The 17,519-nt window shown below is 45.2% G+C and carries 18 protein-coding genes and 1 pseudogene; 16 read left to right on the forward strand and 3 right to left on the reverse strand.

The annotated features are described in order from the left end of the window. Positions 1-372: 372 nt before the first annotated feature. Positions 373-891 carry a ClbS/DfsB family four-helix bundle protein gene (locus P3L40_RS04355; protein ID WP_136134813.1) on the reverse strand — a complete coding sequence of 173 codons (519 nt, stop codon included), beginning with the start codon at positions 889-891 and terminating at the stop codon, positions 373-375. A gap of 621 nt (positions 892-1,512) precedes the next feature. Between P3L40_RS04355 and melR the strand changes: the two genes are divergently transcribed. The 4 genes from melR to P3L40_RS04375 all read left to right on the forward strand — a co-directional run bounded on the left by melR (position 1,513) and on the right by P3L40_RS04375 (position 6,324). Continuing rightward, positions 1,513-2,475, forward strand: a complete 963-nt coding sequence (gene melR / locus P3L40_RS04360) for a transcriptional regulator MelR (protein ID WP_110592359.1) — start codon at positions 1,513-1,515, stop codon at positions 2,473-2,475. 59 nt (positions 2,476-2,534) lie between these two features. Further along, positions 2,535-3,983, forward strand: a complete 1,449-nt coding sequence (gene nhaC / locus P3L40_RS04365) for a Na+/H+ antiporter NhaC (RefSeq protein WP_110592358.1) — start codon at positions 2,535-2,537, stop codon at positions 3,981-3,983. A 45-nt stretch (positions 3,984-4,028) separates the two neighbouring features. After that, positions 4,029-5,210, forward strand: a complete 1,182-nt coding sequence (locus P3L40_RS04370) for a MalY/PatB family protein (RefSeq protein ID WP_136134815.1) — start codon at positions 4,029-4,031, stop codon at positions 5,208-5,210. Positions 5,211-5,451: 241 nt separating this feature from the next. Further along, the gene (locus P3L40_RS04375; protein WP_000196965.1) at positions 5,452-6,324 is read left to right on the forward strand and encodes a ParA family protein; all 873 of its coding nucleotides are present in this window, start codon (positions 5,452-5,454) and stop codon (positions 6,322-6,324) included. Positions 6,325-6,401: 77 nt separating this feature from the next. On the opposite strand, the gene P3L40_RS04380 is transcribed toward P3L40_RS04375, so the two are convergent. After that, entirely contained in the window at positions 6,402-6,833 is a 432-nt protein-coding gene (locus P3L40_RS04380) for a hypothetical protein (protein ID WP_001095747.1), read from the reverse strand. A 211-nt stretch (positions 6,834-7,044) separates the two neighbouring features. Between P3L40_RS04380 and dnaB-PI the strand changes: the two are divergent. The 9 genes and pseudogenes from dnaB-PI to P3L40_RS04425 all read left to right on the forward strand — a co-directional run bounded on the left by dnaB-PI (position 7,045) and on the right by P3L40_RS04425 (position 12,994). Continuing rightward, positions 7,045-8,396 (forward strand): annotated as a pseudogene (gene dnaB-PI / locus P3L40_RS04385) (SPI-7-type island replicative DNA helicase). Positions 8,397-8,410: 14 nt separating this feature from the next. After that, on the forward strand, positions 8,411-9,115 hold the full coding sequence (locus P3L40_RS04390) for a ParB family protein (protein ID WP_316928008.1): 705 nt from the start codon (positions 8,411-8,413) through the stop codon (positions 9,113-9,115). Between the two features lie 85 nt (positions 9,116-9,200). Beyond that, positions 9,201-10,061: a hypothetical protein gene (locus P3L40_RS04395; RefSeq protein WP_316928009.1), complete on the forward strand. Its 861-nt coding sequence runs from the start codon at positions 9,201-9,203 to the stop codon at positions 10,059-10,061. After that, positions 10,042-10,671 (forward strand): hypothetical protein, encoded by a 630-nt coding sequence (locus tag P3L40_RS04400; RefSeq protein WP_004239739.1) that lies wholly within the window; start codon positions 10,042-10,044, stop codon positions 10,669-10,671. Before P3L40_RS04395 ends, P3L40_RS04400 begins: the two co-directional genes overlap by 20 nt. After that, a complete protein-coding gene (locus P3L40_RS04405; protein ID WP_000235333.1) occupies positions 10,586-11,176 on the forward strand; it encodes a DUF2857 domain-containing protein in 591 nt (196 codons plus the stop codon). Before P3L40_RS04400 ends, P3L40_RS04405 begins: the two co-directional genes overlap by 86 nt. Positions 11,177-11,218: 42 nt before the next feature. Next, on the forward strand, positions 11,219-11,449 hold the full coding sequence (locus P3L40_RS04410; RefSeq protein ID WP_410482066.1) for a hypothetical protein: 231 nt from the start codon (positions 11,219-11,221) through the stop codon (positions 11,447-11,449). Positions 11,450-11,575: 126 nt separating this feature from the next. Further along, complete coding sequence (locus tag P3L40_RS04415; RefSeq protein ID WP_316928010.1) at positions 11,576-12,694, forward strand: STY4528 family pathogenicity island replication protein; 1,119 nt, start codon at positions 11,576-11,578, stop codon at positions 12,692-12,694. Then, complete coding sequence (locus P3L40_RS04420) at positions 12,691-12,873, forward strand: hypothetical protein (RefSeq protein ID WP_316928011.1); 183 nt, start codon at positions 12,691-12,693, stop codon at positions 12,871-12,873. The genes P3L40_RS04415 and P3L40_RS04420 overlap by 4 nt, the downstream gene beginning before the upstream one ends. Continuing rightward, positions 12,863-12,994: a hypothetical protein gene (locus P3L40_RS04425; RefSeq protein WP_316928012.1), complete on the forward strand. Its 132-nt coding sequence runs from the start codon at positions 12,863-12,865 to the stop codon at positions 12,992-12,994. Before P3L40_RS04420 ends, P3L40_RS04425 begins: the two co-directional genes overlap by 11 nt. 165 nt (positions 12,995-13,159) lie before the next feature. Here P3L40_RS04425 and P3L40_RS04430 read toward each other — a convergent pair whose 3' ends face one another. After that, entirely contained in the window at positions 13,160-13,678 is a 519-nt protein-coding gene (locus P3L40_RS04430) for a ClbS/DfsB family four-helix bundle protein (RefSeq protein WP_000115888.1), read from the reverse strand. 282 nt (positions 13,679-13,960) lie between these two features. On the opposite strand from P3L40_RS04430, the gene P3L40_RS04435 reads away from it, so the two are divergent. From P3L40_RS04435 to P3L40_RS04445, 3 genes are all read left to right on the forward strand, one after another. Beyond that, on the forward strand, positions 13,961-14,665 hold the full coding sequence (locus P3L40_RS04435; protein WP_000437242.1) for a PFL_4669 family integrating conjugative element protein: 705 nt from the start codon (positions 13,961-13,963) through the stop codon (positions 14,663-14,665). A 182-nt stretch (positions 14,666-14,847) separates the two neighbouring features. Next, positions 14,848-15,249 (forward strand): hypothetical protein, encoded by a 402-nt coding sequence (locus P3L40_RS04440; protein WP_239637694.1) that lies wholly within the window; start codon positions 14,848-14,850, stop codon positions 15,247-15,249. A 9-nt stretch (positions 15,250-15,258) separates the two neighbouring features. After that, positions 15,259-17,313 carry a DNA topoisomerase III gene (locus P3L40_RS04445; protein WP_004239734.1) on the forward strand — a complete coding sequence of 685 codons (2,055 nt, stop codon included), beginning with the start codon at positions 15,259-15,261 and terminating at the stop codon, positions 17,311-17,313. The last annotated feature ends 206 nt before the right edge of the window (positions 17,314-17,519 follow it).

Below are 17,519 nucleotides of genomic sequence, written 5' to 3' on the forward strand. Positions count from 1 at the left end.
ATAAGCAGGTTATTTAAGTAATTCGCCTTTTATTTAGCGGAAATATAACACCTTAAAAGTGAGAAAATTAATGATCTAGAGAAACAGAATGCACATATTCCAACTGTTTTAAAGAACAGTAAAATTCAGGTAAAGTGATTTTTTGGCGTACTAATAGCTTTAAATTTACCTCGACGCGCTCTTTCTTGATATCTCTGATAGTGAGATTCTCAATTAAGTCCTTATGACTTTTTAGATACTCAATAAGTAAAGGTACACCTTTTTCATGAGTAAATAGCATACGAACTTTAATTTTTCCTAGTTTTTGGTTTTTCATCTGAAAAAGACATGGGGATAGAGCGAATTTTCGTCCATATAATTTGATGCTGACGCTTATTTTAAATTGATATTATTATTTTTTGCCCACATTCTTAATCTCCCATTAGCGTTAGCATAAGGCGAAGAAGTATTAAATGAGATCATCCGGCCCATTGTCCATTTTGAGTACCATGGTTTACCATATAAAACATCATCAGTTCGCTCATCAATAAGCTTCACAATTTCATTTTTTACAGTCTGAAGTTCAGCTACTAACGAGTTATAATTTAACTCACTGTAATCTGAATAAAATTTTTGGGCAAGAAGACCTAGCTGGTTCCATTTAAAACCAGTGTCTGGAAAATCGACTGGCAGACCTTTGGCATCAGAGGTGATCCATTTTACAACAAGAGAATTCCATCCGAGCAAATACGAAACAAGATCACGAACACTCATTTCCGTTTCTTTGGCATGCCCATCCATTGAGTGATCTGAGATAACTTCTGGCGGGATTGCATTAAGGTAACTAATTAATTTACTGAAATTTTTATTAATAGCTAAAAGTAGTTCAGCTTTTGTTTGGGGTACGCTCATAAGGAGTTCTCTCTTATTAAAATAGATACACCATAAAAGCACTGTGTGGTGCTTGAAAATGAATCAATTATGTATTACCAACCTCAACAGAGGAAGAGCCAATCATTAACTAGCTCCTTCTATCAAGTTCTGATGACCAGTTGAACTTTTGATAAGTTCAGTAATTAAGCAGCTTTGTTCCCATTTTTTCTAATTTTTTAGGGCGCTACATATAATATCGTGGCTGCACCACAGGCCTTATTTTGTAGTATTTGGCGCATTACTGGCGCTAGCATTTTCTCTACTAGCTTTCATTGATGCTCTGTCCCCAACAACTGATGCCAGAAAAGCTCTCTCAAATAGCTGAACGATTGGATAATCTGGCGCAATACAGTTTTATAGGCCACCAATTTAGGCTTTCAACTGAGAGGTATAGGATGAAGCTTAACAAAAGTTACTGCTTAACATGGAATGTAAACTTACAAAAGATTATTCCCATAAAGTCAGATTGATGATCTGCCACATCGTAATCTGACTTTATGGGATTAAATCCAATGAAATGTAGGTAAATTTGGGAAGTATCTACGCTAAGATACAAATGCAGTAGATACCTTTTCAATCAGTTGGCTCGGAGTAAGTGCTATGGCAGATAAAAACTATCCACGGTTACCGAATGATCCATATATGTGCCGTAGTTATGATAAGCAGACCAAAAGCCCACTGGCTCTATATTCAGAGTCGCAAAGAATGGACATAGAACTCCGGGCGCCTCTAGCAATGTCTTACAGTCACTGGCATGGACAGGTAGAAATAAATATTCCATTCGATGGTAATGTTAATTACCTGATAAATAATGAGACCGTGCAGTTCCAGCAGGGGCATGTGACATTATTCTGGGCATGCACTCCCCATCAGTTAATAGATCCGGGGTACTGCCAGCAAATGGCTATTATAAACCTACCTATGCATTTGTTTTTATCGTGGCCTTTGGAACGGGAGTTAATAAATCATGTTACGCACGGGAGGGTGATACAATCTTTGAGCGTACAGCCGTTGAGCATTATTGAGGTTCAGCGCTGGCAGAATGAACTCAACAGTCCTAATCCACATATTCGACAATTGGCAATTGATGAAGTTGCTCTGATGCTTAAGCGCTTTAGTATGTTGGGATGGTCCCCTGTATCTGCACATAAAACATCTTCTTCAACCCAGAATTCTACCTCTCGTCACGCGCAGTTTTATGTCAGTCAGATGCTTGAATTTATTGCCGTAAATAGTGATCAACACCTTACTGTTAATGATATCGCTGAACATGTGAAATTAAATACTCACTACGCCATGGGTATTTTTAAGAAGTCTATGCAGATGTCGATAAAGCAATACATCATGTCACTACGTATTAACCATGTCCGAGCACTGCTAAGCGATACTGATAAACCGATTATGGATATCGCCATGCTGGCTGGTTTTACATCTAGCAGCCGATTCTACAGTATTTTCAAAAACCATGTTGGTATACCTCCTAAAGAGTACCGAAGGTTGAGTCATGAACATAGTCTACATGTTTCCTCACCAGGGAAAGGTATTAAACATATAAATAAGTAAGTGTAAATAATAATGAAATATAAGCCTGTTCCATAATATAAAAATCAGGGATATATAAAATGAAAAACATTCCACATCCAGGTAAGCAGCGACCTTCTTTCTTCTGGTCACTGTTCCCTATGCTTATTATGTTAGCTGCAATTAGTATTGGATATTTTGTATTTAATATACGCGCTGAACCCATGATCCTTTTAGGAACAGCGACAGCTTCTTTTGTTGCTATTGCCCATGGTTATACGTGGGATGATATTTTGAAATCTATTTGTTTGAAAATATCAGAGGCCTTACCCGTTATCTTAATTGTAGCTAGTATTGGTTTTCTTATTGGTGCATGGATGGTATCTGGCACTATTCCTATGATGATATATTATGGCCTTAAGATTATAAATCCGCAGTATTTTTATATTTCGGCATTCTTTCTTGGAGCTCTTATTTCTGTTTGTACGGGAACGTCATGGGGATCAATAGGAACAATAGGAATTGCAATGATAGGAGTTGCTATCGGATTGAATATTCCCTTAGCTATTGCCGCTGGAGCCATTGTTTCTGGTTGCTGGTTTGGAGATAAGCTTTCTCCTGTTTCCGATTCGACAAATATGGCAGCTTTAGCAGCAGGTGTGAATTTATATTCACATATAGGCCATCTGCTTTGGACAACTGGTCCCGGATTTATTTTGTGCTGTGTCGTATATACTTATATGGGTTTAAGTATTGATGCCTCAGCGACAACACCGGACAGTATTGCCATACTGATGACGTCTATTGCTAAAGTATATAATTTTAATGTTTTGCTTATTTTGCCACCTATCATTGTACTATACGGCTCTTTGAGCAAGAAACCGCCCATTCCAATGCTTTTTTTATCAACGTTAGTTTCAGTCATTTTAGCACTTGTTTTCCAGTCATTTACTCCTGCTTCTGTAGGAGAGTCTGTAGTAAGTGGCTTTAGGTTAAGTATGGCTGATGGCGTGAATATTTCGGCATTATCTTCAGATATGCCACGCTTACTAGAGCGAGGTGGGGCAATCTCCATGTTTAGCAGTTTCGTTACCGTATTTAGTGCATTCAGTTTTGCTGGTGCTATGAGTGCAACAGGCTCTTTACATACGGTTATTCATAGAATGACTGAAGGGGTGAAATCTACCTTCAGACTAATACTTACAACGATTCTGAGTGCTTTTACTATATGCGCTTGTACTGCAAATGGCACATTACCATTGTTACTATGCGGGGATGCATTTAAAGATGAATATAAAAGGAGAGGGCTGGCTACTAAAAATCTTTCCAGAACCACAGAGGATGCAGGTACGGTAGTTGAGCCTATAATTCCATGGTCAGCTTCTGGGGTGTATTGTGCCACGATGCTGGGTGTTGCAACTCTCGATTATCTTCCTTGGGCAATTCTGTGTTACAGCGGTGTATTTTTTGCTCTGTTATGGGCCGCTACAGGTATTGGTATTGCTCCTTACGATAAAGATGACGACCCCGAATATCTGGCTGCATCCTGAGCTACAGAAAATTTAATTTAATATCGAGACAATGGTGTACAAAATATGTCTTTATTTGATCAAGCTATTTCCAGAGATCCTATATCCCGCAAAACTGGGCAAATGAAACAAATGTTTGGGACAGATACCGTTATACCTTTATGGATTGCGGATATGGATTTTAGTACTCCCGATGCTATTTTGTCAGAGATGAAATCCGTTCTTTCACAGTCAATTCAGGGATATAATATGGACTACCCTGGTTGGAAAGAGGCTATAATTTACTGGTATAAAAAGCGGTATGATTGCCAGATTAAAGAGGAGTGGATACATTTTATTCCGGGAGTAATAAAATCAGTTGTTTTATCTTTGCTTGCTCTATCTCAACCGGGGGATAATATTCTGACCTTGACACCGATATACGACCCATATCGAGAATTAGTGCCAGGGTGTGAGCGTACTCTTATACAGTCCCAGTTGATTGAAAGTCAGGGTTCTTATGAGATTAACTGGATTGATTTTAGAGACAAATTAAAAAAATCTAGATTATTTTTATTCGTCTCTCCTCATAATCCTGGTGGAGTCTTATGGAGCAAAGAGACACTTTCAAAAATAAAGCGTTACTGCCATGAAGAAAACGTTATCGTAATATCGGATGAAGTACATAGTGATTTAATATTTTCTAAAACATCACATATACCTTTTTTTAACTTAGATGATGACATGGTTAGCCAGTCGATAGTCTTGCACTCTCCCGGAAAAACATTCAATGTACCGGGGGTGCAGGGTGGGTTCATGATTATTAAGAACCCACAATTACGTGAAAAGGTATTTGGTTTTCTTGATCAATGTCATCTTGCTGAGACAAATTATCTTCAACAGGCAGTTATTTTTTCATCATTCATTCATTGTGAAGAATGGTATCAGAAATTACTGGGGTATCTGGCAGATAATATAGCATTTGTAAAAGCAACAATAGAAAAACATTGCCCAGACCTCTCTGTTGTACATGGAGGAGCTTCTTATTTATTATTTTTGAACGCTGAAAAATTAGGTATGGATGATGAACAACTAGCGACCTTTTTTACCAGAGATGCGGGATTGGGGCTCTCCCCAGGAAAGCAATACGGTCCCGGGGGGGAACAACATATGAGACTAAATGTTGCGTCTCCACGGGATGTACTGGATTATGCTATGGAAAACCTCAAGGCTGCTTATAAAAAACGGCATGTTTTACCCGCACAGTAAGGTTGATACGGGTAGGTTCGAGTTGAATTTAGTTGAGTTGAAATATTGGGCGAGTGCTGACTTCAAGTAGATATAAAGCAAAAACCCGCCTTTTGGGCGGGTTCTTTAAAGAAGTGGTGCCCGGACTCGGAATCGAACCAAGGACACGGGGATTTTCAATCCCCTAGTTAAAAAGCTTGATGTAATTCACTAATGTAATTATTTTTTTTGACTTCTCACCCAGAGTATGCTGAGTGAGAAAATGACCAGAATTGTTCCAATTATATCAACAAAAGGCGGAGCCGGAAAGTCAACCAAAGCCAGCAATATTGCGGGTTTTTGTGCTGATGCAGGGTTAAAAACCCTGTTGATCGACGGCGATCATTCCCAGCCGACAGCCAGCAGTCTGTTTAAACTTGAATATGAAGCACCAAACGGCTTGTTTGAGTTGTTAATGCAACTGACCGATCTTTCCCGGCCGGATACCATCATATCACGCTCCGTTATCCCTAATCTGGATATCATCATTTCTAACGATCCGCATGATCGTCTCCCTGCGGCTATATTGCATGCACCTGACGGCAGAATGCGTCTGCGTAATATTCTGCAACATCCGTTATTCGCTTCTTACGATGTTATTATCATTGATTCAAAAGGCGCGGCTTCGGTGATGCTGGAAACCATTTTGTTAGCTGCCACCGATTATGCTGTCGGGATAATCAAACCTATTTTGCCGGATACGCGTGAATTTTTACGGGGAACACTGGGATTAATCGGCGGGCTGGTGCCGCTGACGGCTTACGGAATTCCCCTGCCGGCAATACGTATTCTTGCTAATTGTGTTGAAGATACGGTGTTAGATCGTGCAACACTGACTGAATTAACTCAGATTATTGACCAAAAAGCGTACCCCTTTGCGGAGTCGATTTCTCTTTCGTTACTGAAAACCGCTGTTCCCAAACTGGAAATATTTAAAAATGGTCATGCACAGGGACAACCGGTGCATCGTCTGGAATACCGGACTCAGCGTAAAACACCGGCAGCCGCAGTCATTATGCATCATCTTGTTTCAGAGCTGTTTCCGGAATGGAAAACCCGTTTTGATGATGTGCTGAAACGGGAGGTGCGTCCATGAATATCAAGGTATTCTCCTGTTTTTTCCCGTTCAGTCTAACCGTGGACTGGCAGCAGATACTGCCAGCCCGATCAGAATTAATGTATTTCCCGGAAAGGATCGTCAAGAGAGTCCGGGCGTTTTTCGACTCTGCGCAAAAAGTCTTTTGCCCCTCTACGAGCTTTGAATGTGCCCCACTCTTCAGTCAGCGCCAGATGTATCTGTTCTGTTGTCATGCCTGCCACCTGAGCTGCCGGCAGGTTATCGCGAAGAATAAGATAGCTGTGAATAGCATTCAGGGGAGTGATATCGGGATTCAGCATTTTCCAGCCATACATTTCAGCCAGCCAGTCACCCAGCCATTGCAGGCGGAACAGACTCTGGCGGGAATTGCTTTCTTCAGTCATTTTCATGGTCATACTCCGGAAGGTTTTGACATACAAGTCAAAACGGGCTTCGCCCGTATCGGTGTTGTTGTCAAAAATGCCAATGTAATCAATGTCGGACGGCAGTTGATAGTTTGTATTCATAAATGTTCCTTTAGGTGTGTTATGGATAAAAATAGGCTGCCTGTACGTTCAGACCGGGGTCGCCAAACTTACCGGTCCGAAAATAGTCGGGCAGTCACAGGGAGCTTATCTCTGACGACTGTTCGTCCGACACCAACAATTCATATTCCAAAAAAAATAATTTATTTACACGGTGGGAACAGGGCATTTCGGATTAACGGAGGGCTTTTCAATGCATAAAAAGTCTTCTTCTGCTGTATTACCTGAAACTCTGTACTCACCGGAGGCGGAGCAGAGCGTGCTGGGCGGGCTGATGCTGGATAATGACCGCTGGGATGAAGTGGCGCCGTTATTACAGGCGGAGGATTTTTGTTCCAGAGCGCATCAGGAAATCTGGAAGAAAATGGCCGCCCTGTGTCAGATAAACAGCCCGATAGATTTAATCACCCTCAGTGATGTACTGGAAAAAGACGGCGTGCTTGAGCGGGTGGGGGGCTTTGCTTATCTGGCGGAATTATCCAAAAACACCCCCAGTGCGGCCAATATTGTCCGCTATGCGGAGATTGTCGTGGATCGCAGCCGTGCCCGTGGTCTGATGATGCTCGGGAATCTGCTGGCCACCCAGAGTGTGGCGGCTCAGGCAAATATACCGGCGTTATGTGAGCAGGCTGAACAGCGGCTGTTTCAGCTGTCAGAAAAAGGGCTGCCCGCTTATTCCCCGTCGTTGCTCGATATTTTAAATAATGTTGTTCAGCATCTGGAGGAGGCATTAAGTGCAAAAGGGATAACCGGTACGCCAACGGGGTTCAGTGAGCTGGATGAAAAAACCTGTGGTTTGCAGGCAGGCGATTTGGTGTTACTGGGCGCACGGCCATCGATGGGGAAAACGGCACTGGCGCTGACCGTTGCACAGAATGCCCTGCGTCTGGCAGAAAAACCGGTCTTTTTTTTCAGTCTGGAAATGCCGGCGGAACAAATCATGCAGCGCTTACTCAGTGATTTGGGCAATGTCTCACTGACGGCTATCCGCAGTGCGTCTCTGGAAGAAAATGACTGGGAGTGTCTTGGTGGTGCCATGTCACAGATTGCCGAATGGGGGGAGCGTCTGGTGATTGATGATACCAGTAATATGACACCTTCCCTGTTACGTGCCCGGGCACGGCGTTACCGCCGTAAAGTGGGTACGCCGGGACTGATTATTGTGGATTACCTTCAACTGATGCGCAGTCCTGAACAGGAAAACCGGACGCAGGAAATCAGTGAAATTTCCCGTAGTCTGAAAGCACTGGCGAAAGAACTCGGGTGTCCGGTGGTGGCCCTTTCCCAGCTAAACCGGCAACTGGAGCAACGTGCAGATAAGCGCCCGACAAACGGGGATTTACGGGATTCCGGCTCGCTGGAACAGGATGCGGATTTGATTTTTTTTTGTACCGCGATGAGGTGTATCACGAACACTCACCGGACAAAGGTGTGGCAGAAATTATCATCGGTAAGCAACGACAGGGACCGCTGGGGACGGTGAAAGTGCAGTTTAACGGGATGTATACCCGGTTCAGTGATTTTCCTCAGGGATATTATTTTTAAGGGAGAGGCGAAGAATGAAAACAGATTTACAGCATAAACTCAGTCAGGCGCTTCTCAGAGGAAATCCTGTCAGTTCCCCGTTATCCGATAATGCCCACGTCAATCCGGTGTCTGAAATGCCGATGATATTAACACTTGAGCAACTTCAGCCAAATCCGGATAACCCACGTCAGGGCAGAAACCCGCGTTATGAGGAAATCAAGAGTTCCATTCGGGCACGCGGACTGGACAGTGTCCCTAAAGTCACCAAAGCACCGGGGAGTGAGTTTTATATCTTCAGTGACGGCGGAAATACGCGCTATCAGATCCTCTCTGAGTTGTGGCAGGAGACACAGGATGAGCGTTTCTTCCGCCTTCATGTGTTATTTAAACCCTGGCCGGGGCGTTTGCAGTGTTTGATTGGCCATCTGGCGGAGAATGAAGTCAGAGGGGAGTTAACGTTTCTGGAAAAAGCACAAGGGATTTGTGTGGCGCGTTCTCTGTATGAGGAAACGCTGGGGAAAAAATTATCACTCCGGGCATTCGCTCAGCGCATGACGGCGGACGGATTACCTGTCAGCATTTCACACATCAGTAAGATGGAAGATACTGTTTCTGTTTTATTACCTTATATGCCCCGTTTACTGGAAAACGGGCTGGGAAGACCCCAAATTGAGCAATTATTGTCCGTGCGTTCGACATTAAAAACGGGTAGCGGATTCGTTTCTTTTTCAGTATGACGGGCCGGATCCAGCCTGTGATTTTCTGGGATGTTTTGAAAGGACATGCACAGAAATAGATAACCATGATGTTTTTGATTATGACGTGTTTCTGGATGAACTGATTGGCCGGCTACTGAGGGAGTGTTCTGTTGCCGGTGTGGATTATGAACGTTGGGTATTTGAATTGAAGGTCAATAAAGGCAGACGCAGCACAAAGCCGGAATTGCCTGCGCCGGTGGAGAGTGAGGGTGATACAACAACCGCGCATTCAGAAACCGTACCTACCGGTATGACCTCCGGTTTTTCGGCAGAGGATTTGTTAACGGAGCCCCTATCTTCTGGTTCAGGTCAGGAGGCTTCAGTATCTCCTGTCGTTGAAAAGAAAAAATCCCGTCCGGTTGTGGAGATCCAGACGGATTTATACGGCGGGGCACCTGTGCTGAGCGGGGATACCGACGAGGCGGATATTGAGCCTGTCGATGGCGGAAGTCTGTTTGTCACGAATAACCCGGAGCATGTCACACCGGTGGAGGCGCCCGTCTCCGGTCATGCGGTGACGGCACTGACGTGTCAGGATCTCTGGCCGGTGGCATCACATCTGGATGATATTGAACATCTTCAGACGCAAATTTACCGTACTTTGTTTGAATTAGGGAATGAGCTGGATTTATCTTCCGCCTTTATGGCGGCTTCCGGGGTGCATTCTCCGGGATTTATTACGTTGTCAGCACATTCGGTGCTGGGGCGTGTGATGACGGTTTTCTCAGAACCTGATGAGTCCCATGATGATATTCCGGATGCCCTCAGAGCCCTGCTGACGGGGGGATATCAGCCCGGTATGTCGCCGGTATTGAATGATACCCAGTTTATGACATGGATGAAACTGATGTACTTGTTGCGTTGTTTGTATGCCAAACAAAGAGATGTTGATCCGGATGTGAATGATGAAGAGGAATGGGAATAAAAGCACCGCCTTATCGCCGGAGGCGCTGGCGTGTTATCTGCCCCTGAACCGGGGGCGGGCAAAGACCGGTTATGAGCAGGAAGTGATACAGCGCCTGATGGATATCTGCCGGTTATTCCGGGCCGGGAGCCGGAAATATGAGCATGATAAGGTTTTCCGGTTTTCTGTCCGTCCACCGGAAAATCAGGATGCGGACTGGTGGCGGTTGGTGTTGTTCAGTGCGGAAATTTGCCGTTGCCGTTATGCACTGCGGAAAACCGGGACCGCCGGAGAACCTTATATTGAGGTGTGTTTTACCGGTAAAGGCCGGCAGGCTGAATTGTCTGCGGAATTACTGGGATTTATATGGTCCCGGTATTATCAGAGCCGGCGCCGGGCGTGGCGAAAATATATGCGCACCATGAGACAAAAAGCAGGGGCAGAAGTATTGCTTTCAAATAAAGCCCGTGAGTTATGGCACCGGAATTACGTGTTACAGTGGATACTTACACTCTGGCAGGCTTTCAATAATACAGGAGGCTGTAATGGCGACTCAATTAGCACAGGCAGGGAATCATCTGCTGACAGAACTGGTGATGGAAATAAAAAGCGGAAATCTGCGGCGTTGTGAGGCGCTGGGACTGACGGACAATGAGATCCGGTTACTGAACAGTTTAACCATTGAAGATCTGCATTATCTTTCTCAAAGTCCGGTCTCCATTATTACCTGCCAGATCCACCGGGAGAATTTACGGTTATTACTGACCCGGGCAAAAGAAGTTCACCGTCAAAATCAGATGATTGAACGCTGTCTGAGACTGGGGGCATCCATCGATTTGCTGAATCAGTATTTTGGCATGACGTCACTGGAGGTGTCAGCCCGTCGGCGTTTGTCCGGGATCCGGGGAAATGCTGGCCGTTCACAGCGGCTGTCAGATGTGCAGCAAACGGAATTATGGTATCGCTGGAAAGAGGAGGGCATGCCGGAGCCGGATGATCCGGATTGTCTTCAGATCATGGTGTCCTGTGCCGAAAAAATGAATGTCTCTCTGACCACGGTATGGAATTCGGTTCAGGAATGGCACCGGGACGGCATACTGAATTCAGCTGACAGGGGGAAATATCATGCCGGATAACAGGAATATCAGTCATCATCAATCCGCCCGGATATTTCCGGAATGTGTCACGCCTGTTCCGGAGCATATTCAGCGGAAGGCAAACGGGTTATTGCTACGTTTTTTTCGGGAGAACGACTTTGTAAAAAAGTGAAATGCGGTGGAAAAAAGGGCGGTGTTTACCCGGTATTGAAAATTGATATTGGTGCATTCTGGCGTCTGCTCAGTATGGACCAGGGGCAAAGCTGGAAGCTGATGAGCCATGAACGTTATAACAAGATGATTAGCCGGTAAGGGCAGAATATTCAACATCATGATCCTCAGTATATTGAGACTGCCTCTTTACGGTGCGGTATTTTCACCGGAGGAGGCAGCTATAAGTGTATTCAGGCATGAAATTATTTTTGTGTGGGGCATAAGATGCAATTTCCTCCGGACAGTATTATTCAGTTTTCATTAGAAAAAATGCGGCAGCAACTGCATCACCGGCAACACAGCCAGCCCGGCACGGCACTGCGCAGTGGATTGATTTACGCCGGCAATGTTCATGATGCAATCCCCCGGCAATTATTGCTGGAATCCCGACTTTCCCCGGTTGATAAACTGACCTGGATGATGATCCGCCTTCATGCTCAGCAAAATGAGGGGGCCGTATTTCCGACCTATGATGACTTACAACTCCAGTTAGCCACACCCCACAGCGATAAAGCCTCGCGGGAAACGGTCAGCAGGGCACTGTTAATGCTGAGGCTGACGGGCTGGCTCAGTTTATGCCATCGGGTCAGGGATAAACGGGGGCGTATCAGAGGAAATATCTATATGTTACATGATGAGCCGGTGAATGCATTTGATGCAGAGACATTAGATCCACGCTGGATGGATGTACTGGAAAAAAGTTGTTATCACAAAAATAAGAGTGTGCGGTGCGTGGCCCGCGCTGCGCTGACTGCCCTGAAAACCGAGCCGTCAATGCGACATCAGCATACCAGAATGCAACTCATTGAGCAGCGGCTTGAAAGTCTTCAGACACCGGAAGCGCTGGCAGACAGGCAACGCCGGATACTCAATGGGCAGACGGCACAACTTCATCCGGGTAAACATAAAAAAAATCGAGCCCAGTGTAAAACACCGGATTTGAAAATCGAACTCAGGGAAAAAAATGATGAAAAAAAACCGGGTACGAAAATCGAACTGAGTACACAAACCCAGTCTGATTCAGGGGTACGAAAATCGAACTGTTACGTACGTAATACTTTTACACAGAGTGTAAAAAATACGTACGTAGATCAGGGAGAGCAATATTTATCGGGTACTCAGGTGCAGGGGCTGCATCAGTGGATTGATGAGAATGATCGGCAGATGCTGGAAAAACAGTTACAGGCGTTGCCGGAAGAAGCCGCAATATCGATTGTGCAGCAACTGACACAGGGGGTGAGGACAGGAAGTGTACGTAATCCGGTGGGGTATGCCTTGCAGCTATTAAAGGCAGCCCGTGAAGGGCGATATCACTCCGTCCGTTCCCAGCAGAAACGGGGATGAAAAGTGCGTCTTTACAGAAAATGTCAGGTACTCCGGATGTATCACAGCACACGCAAACCAAACCGGAGAGAACGGAGAGAAGTAAGGCGTCTCAGGGGGGGATGGGTGCCCCTGATATTGCACGTCAGTACCTTCAGCGTTTTCGCCGTACGCTCATAGGGATATCCAATGAGCAATGAAGGCGTATTCAATAAATCACACCGTGTTTCCACTGGAAACAGTGCTCAAAACTTAACCGGTGTTTCCACTGGAAACAGTGCTCAAAACTTAACCGGTGTTTCCACTGGAAACAGTGTTTAAAAATTGGGTTTTTCTTATCCGGGTAGGAAGGTCCGGAACGCGATATTTCGCTTTCCGTAACGAAATCTGCATCATCGAGAGTAAAGAATTTAACAAGCTATGGAGCAGTCTGGTTAACGATATGGGCATAGAGATATTTTCGTACATATAATTTCACTCTGATATTTACTTTAAACTGATCTTATTGTTTTTTGCCCACTTTCTTAATCTTCCATTAGCGTTGGCGTAAGGCGAAGATGTGTTAAATGAGATCATTCTCCCCATCGTCCATTTTGTGTACCATAGTCTTCCATACAAAATATCATCGGTACGCTCATCAATAAGTTTCACAACTTCATTTTTTACAGCCTGAAGTTCAGCTACTAACAATTCATAACTTAACTCACTGTAATCTGAGTAAAATTTTTGAGCAAGAAGACTAAGTTGATTCCATTTATAGCCAGTTTCCGGAAAATCGACAGGCAGACCTTTAGCATCAAAAGTGATCCACTTTACAACAAGAGCATTCCATCCAAGCAGATATGAAACAAGGTCATGAACACTTATCTTCGTTCCTTTGGCGTGTCCATCCATTGAGTTATCTGAAGTCATTTCTGGCGGGATTGCGTTGAGGTAACTAATTAATTTACTAAAACTTTTATCAATAGCTAAAAGCAGCTCAGCTTTTGTTTGTGGCACACTCATGAAGAATTTCCTCTTATTTAAAATAAGACACCATAAATGCATTGTATGGTGTTTATAAATCAATTAGGTACTGTACTACTCCCCTTACAACAGAGGAAGACCCTTAACTATTTACTGATGTTTCCGGTGGAAACAATGCTCAAAGGTTAACCTGCATTTCAGTAGGATGACGAGTAACGCTACGTTTTTATAATAAATTATTTTTTTCAATTTGAATTTATCGTTGGCATAGGGGGTTGACATTTGTACGGTATGTCAATTTCTCAAAGCAAGGGTATTGTTATGGAACAAAATAAACATTCTCAACAGTTACTTCAGGCTGGCCCTTTAAAGTCAACATTAACACTGAAACTCCATACCAGTTATGCAATCCGGCTATGGGAAGGGCGGGTTGTACCCAACTCTCAGAATGACGGTGACGAAAAAAAGCGTAAATGGATGATCCCCAGTCTTCCGATGTTTATTTCCCGGGCGGGTCATATTACTGATGATGCAAAGAAGGGATACTTATATGCAGAAATGTGGCTGTATCAGCTTGAGCAGGCACTGGAGCAAGGGACTCGGACTATTCAGAAATTACTTTCAGAGGTTGAACAACAATTAGTTCAGTTACCTGCGGTTGCGGTTATTTCGGATATCTCATCAACATCTCCTGTTGACCTGGCGATATTCAGTAAATCTCCTGTTGGTTATAAATGTGTCTGGTTACTCGTCGGGGTTGATCAACTTGCTTTGCGTGTATTGCAGGGAGAGCATTATGGTTTTATTTCCCGTCAGCAACGTGACAAGGTCCTTAAATTAGCGGGCTATCAGGTTCGTCATGTGACAGGGATGGCCGTAAACTACCGGAAATATGAGCTCACCCGTCATAACCTTGATTTAAACAGTGAAACTTATCAACAGGCTTCCCGTTATTTAGGTGAAATTGATCCGGATATCATTTCAGGAAGAAAACGTGCGTCATTTTTACCGTCTTTAAAAAAATAACGAATGTTATTTATATTGGGTTAATTATTTAATAATAAGGAGCTGCAATGAAAAAAAGCGGATTGCTTACCTTATGCTTTTCTTTATGGCTTTTGACCGGATGCTCTGCACAGGAAATCGCAGAATGGAATCAGAAAATCAGTGACCTGGGGCATCAGGTCAGTCATACCATGAATGGTGGTATGCAGAAACGGGAACAACGGGAGTATGACGTGGTTATCCCTGTTGATATTGATACAGCCGCAGCCCGTCTGCGCCGTTATTATGGTTTTGAGGATGTGAATGCCAAAATCCGTGCTCTGTGTCAGTCAGGTAAAGAAAGTGATCAATGGGCCGCCACGGCTATTGCAGAAGAAAGCCGGGGCTGGGAATGGGAAGTGACGCCGGGAAGTTATTATAAAATGGGGGCGGATATGGGAAAACGTAACCCGCCGGCACATATCGTCATCGAACTGGAAAAAAATGGTTCGGGAACACACATGTATATCACTTACAGCGCTTCGTACAGTGATACCCTGACTCCGGAGTTTGTTCAGGAAATATTTAAAACCGCGAATGACGTTGCAGCCGGAAAAAGGAGGTAGAACAGGGTAATGAAATTATTTCTGTGCGAAAAGCCGTCTCAGGCCAAAGATATTGCCCGGGTGATCGGCGCTCATCAGCGGCGGGATAATTTTTTTCAGGGAAATGGCGTTCAGGTCGCCTGGGCAAGAGGTCATCTGCTGGAGCAGGCTGAACCGGAGGCTTATGGCGCACAGTTTGCGGCCCCCTGGCGGCAGAGTGCCTTACCCGTTATTCCTGAACAGTGGAAAATGGTGGTTAAAAAAGACGCGGTTTCGTTGTTTCAGACCATAAAACAGTTGCTCAGTCAGGCGACGGAAGTGGTGATTGCCACGGATGCGGACAGGGAAGGGGAAGTGATTGCCCGTGAATTACTGGAGGCCTGTCATTACCGGAAAAAGGTACAACGTTTATGGTTGTCTGCACTGGATGAGGCGAGTATCAGGCAGGCATTAAATAACCTGTTACCCGGCGAGAAAACGGCCTCTTTATATTCAGCGGGATTAGGGCGGGCCAGAGCAGACTGGCTTATCGGTATGAACATGACGCGTCTGTTTACCCTCAAAGCCCGGGAACTGGGGTTTGGTGGGATATTGTCGGTCGGACGTGTCCAGACGCCGACACTGGCCCTGATTGTCCGGCGGGAAAGAGAAATTACGCACTTTGTTTCCAAACCCTTCTGGCGGGTGACCGCCTCGTTGCAGCATCAGGGGATCATTTTTCAGGCTCACTGGCGACCTGCCTCGCAGTATTGTGATGATGAACATCGTTGTATTCACGTTCAGGCCGCTCAGGCCGTAGAGCAACTGTGCCGGCAGGCAGGGAAAGCGACGGTGTGTACAGTGAATGAAACGAAAGGAAAAGCCTTGCCGCCGTTGCCGTTTGATCTCGGGACACTTCAGCAGGCGGCCTCAAGGCGTTGGGGGTATTCTGCGGATAAAGTGCTTGAAATCGCACAAAGTCTGTATGAAAAACATAAGGCCACCACGTATCCCCGGACGGACTGCGGGTATCTGCCGGTGTCCATGCGTGCCGACATACCGGTTGTTTTAGATGCATTATCACAAAGCGATCCGGCCTTACAGAATGTGCTGGCACAATTGCAGCCGGCGCGAATTTCCCGGGTCTGGAATGATGCAAAAATTACGGCTCACCATGCGATTATACCGACCCGGCAGACACCTGATTTGAACGCCATGAATGAGGCTGAACTGAATGTCTATAAACTTATCCGTGCCCATTATCTGGCGCAGTTTTTGCCGGATCAGGAATGGGATGCAACAGAGGTGTTTTTAGATATAGGCGGACAACAATTTGTTGCCAAAGGGAAAGTCGAAAGAGTGAAGGGCTGGTCTGTATTATTTGTGAAACATGAAGACGATCCGCCAGTAAAAGAAGAGGCAGAAACCGGGCTGGAAGCCGGAACAGAAACATTGCCGTCCCTTCACGAAGGTGAATTCTGTGTGGTACAGGAGGCAAAGGTTGTACAACTGGCGACCTCACCACCGAAACCGTATACGGATGGTACATTGATTGCGGCCATGAAGAATGCGTCCTCCTTTATTACCGATCCGACATTAAAAAAAGTCCTGAAAGAGAATGCGGGGCTGGGGACAGAGGCAACCCGGGCAGGGATCATCACCACGCTGGAAAACAGGAAATTGATTGTCAGGCAGAAAAAAACACTCCGGGCGACAGACACCGGTTGTCAGCTGATTGATGCCCTGCCGGCAGCCTGTACAGATCCGGGAATGACGGCGTTATGGGAACAATCACTCGAGCAGGTTGCACAGGGAAATCTGTCTCTGGATGTGTTTATGCAAAAGCAAATCAGCTGGTTGGCACATCTCATTAAAAAAGGCGGGGAAATGCCGCTGGCGCTGGATCTGCCACCGATGCCATCCTGCCCGTCGTGTCATGGAAAGATGGTCTTACGGGAGAGCAGTAAAGGCCGTTTCTGGAGTTGTCAGCGTTATCCGGATTGTAAAGGGAGTGTACCATTACCGGAAAAAATGCAGGGGGTTACCCGGGGGATGAATAAAAGAAAGAAGGCCGTGAAGAAGAGCATAACAGGACTCTTTACCTGAGTGATAATTACCGTTAGCATAGCTGACGCTAGGGAAAAGCCCCCCGTCATTGCGGCAAAGCCGTAGCGGAACAACTGCGGTGGCGACAATGAGAAAGTCTGTCTGTCAGCAGGACAGACTTTAAGGCGCATCAACCTCATGAAAACCGCGCCGGAGCTGGTTGAACTCCTGAGGTTCTTTTTAACATCACAGAGTGGGCGGCACTG

Origin of the sequence: Providencia sp. PROV040 (assembly GCF_032706145.1) — a bacterium.
Taxonomy (GTDB): Bacteria; Pseudomonadota; Gammaproteobacteria; order Enterobacterales; family Enterobacteriaceae; genus Providencia; species Providencia hangzhouensis.

What these genes read in the sequence shown, in the direction of transcription:
- P3L40_RS04355 (WP_136134813.1), bottom strand. Translation starts at nt 891, where the DNA reads ATGAGCGTACCCCAAACAAAAGCTGAACTACTTTTAGCTATTAATAAA.
- melR (WP_110592359.1), top strand. Translation starts at nt 1,513, where the DNA reads ATGGCAGATAAAAACTATCCACGGTTACCGAATGATCCATATATGTGC.
- nhaC (WP_110592358.1), top strand. Translation starts at nt 2,535, where the DNA reads ATGAAAAACATTCCACATCCAGGTAAGCAGCGACCTTCTTTCTTCTGG.
- P3L40_RS04370 (WP_136134815.1), top strand. Translation starts at nt 4,029, where the DNA reads ATGTCTTTATTTGATCAAGCTATTTCCAGAGATCCTATATCCCGCAAA.
- P3L40_RS04375 (WP_000196965.1), top strand. Translation starts at nt 5,452, where the DNA reads ATGACCAGAATTGTTCCAATTATATCAACAAAAGGCGGAGCCGGAAAG.
- P3L40_RS04380 (WP_001095747.1), bottom strand. Translation starts at nt 6,833, where the DNA reads ATGAATACAAACTATCAACTGCCGTCCGACATTGATTACATTGGCATT.
- P3L40_RS04390 (WP_316928008.1), top strand. Translation starts at nt 8,411, where the DNA reads ATGAAAACAGATTTACAGCATAAACTCAGTCAGGCGCTTCTCAGAGGA.
- P3L40_RS04400 (WP_004239739.1), top strand. Translation starts at nt 10,042, where the DNA reads ATGAAGAGGAATGGGAATAAAAGCACCGCCTTATCGCCGGAGGCGCTG.
- P3L40_RS04405 (WP_000235333.1), top strand. Translation starts at nt 10,586, where the DNA reads ATGGCGACTCAATTAGCACAGGCAGGGAATCATCTGCTGACAGAACTG.
- P3L40_RS04410 (WP_410482066.1), top strand. Translation starts at nt 11,219, where the DNA reads ATGTGTCACGCCTGTTCCGGAGCATATTCAGCGGAAGGCAAACGGGTT.
- P3L40_RS04415 (WP_316928010.1), top strand. Translation starts at nt 11,576, where the DNA reads ATGCAATTTCCTCCGGACAGTATTATTCAGTTTTCATTAGAAAAAATG.
- P3L40_RS04420 (WP_316928011.1), top strand. Translation starts at nt 12,691, where the DNA reads ATGAAAAGTGCGTCTTTACAGAAAATGTCAGGTACTCCGGATGTATCA.
- P3L40_RS04425 (WP_316928012.1), top strand. Translation starts at nt 12,863, where the DNA reads ATGAGCAATGAAGGCGTATTCAATAAATCACACCGTGTTTCCACTGGA.
- P3L40_RS04430 (WP_000115888.1), bottom strand. Translation starts at nt 13,678, where the DNA reads ATGAGTGTGCCACAAACAAAAGCTGAGCTGCTTTTAGCTATTGATAAA.
- P3L40_RS04435 (WP_000437242.1), top strand. Translation starts at nt 13,961, where the DNA reads ATGGAACAAAATAAACATTCTCAACAGTTACTTCAGGCTGGCCCTTTA.
- P3L40_RS04440 (WP_239637694.1), top strand. Translation starts at nt 14,848, where the DNA reads ATGCAGAAACGGGAACAACGGGAGTATGACGTGGTTATCCCTGTTGAT.
- P3L40_RS04445 (WP_004239734.1), top strand. Translation starts at nt 15,259, where the DNA reads ATGAAATTATTTCTGTGCGAAAAGCCGTCTCAGGCCAAAGATATTGCC.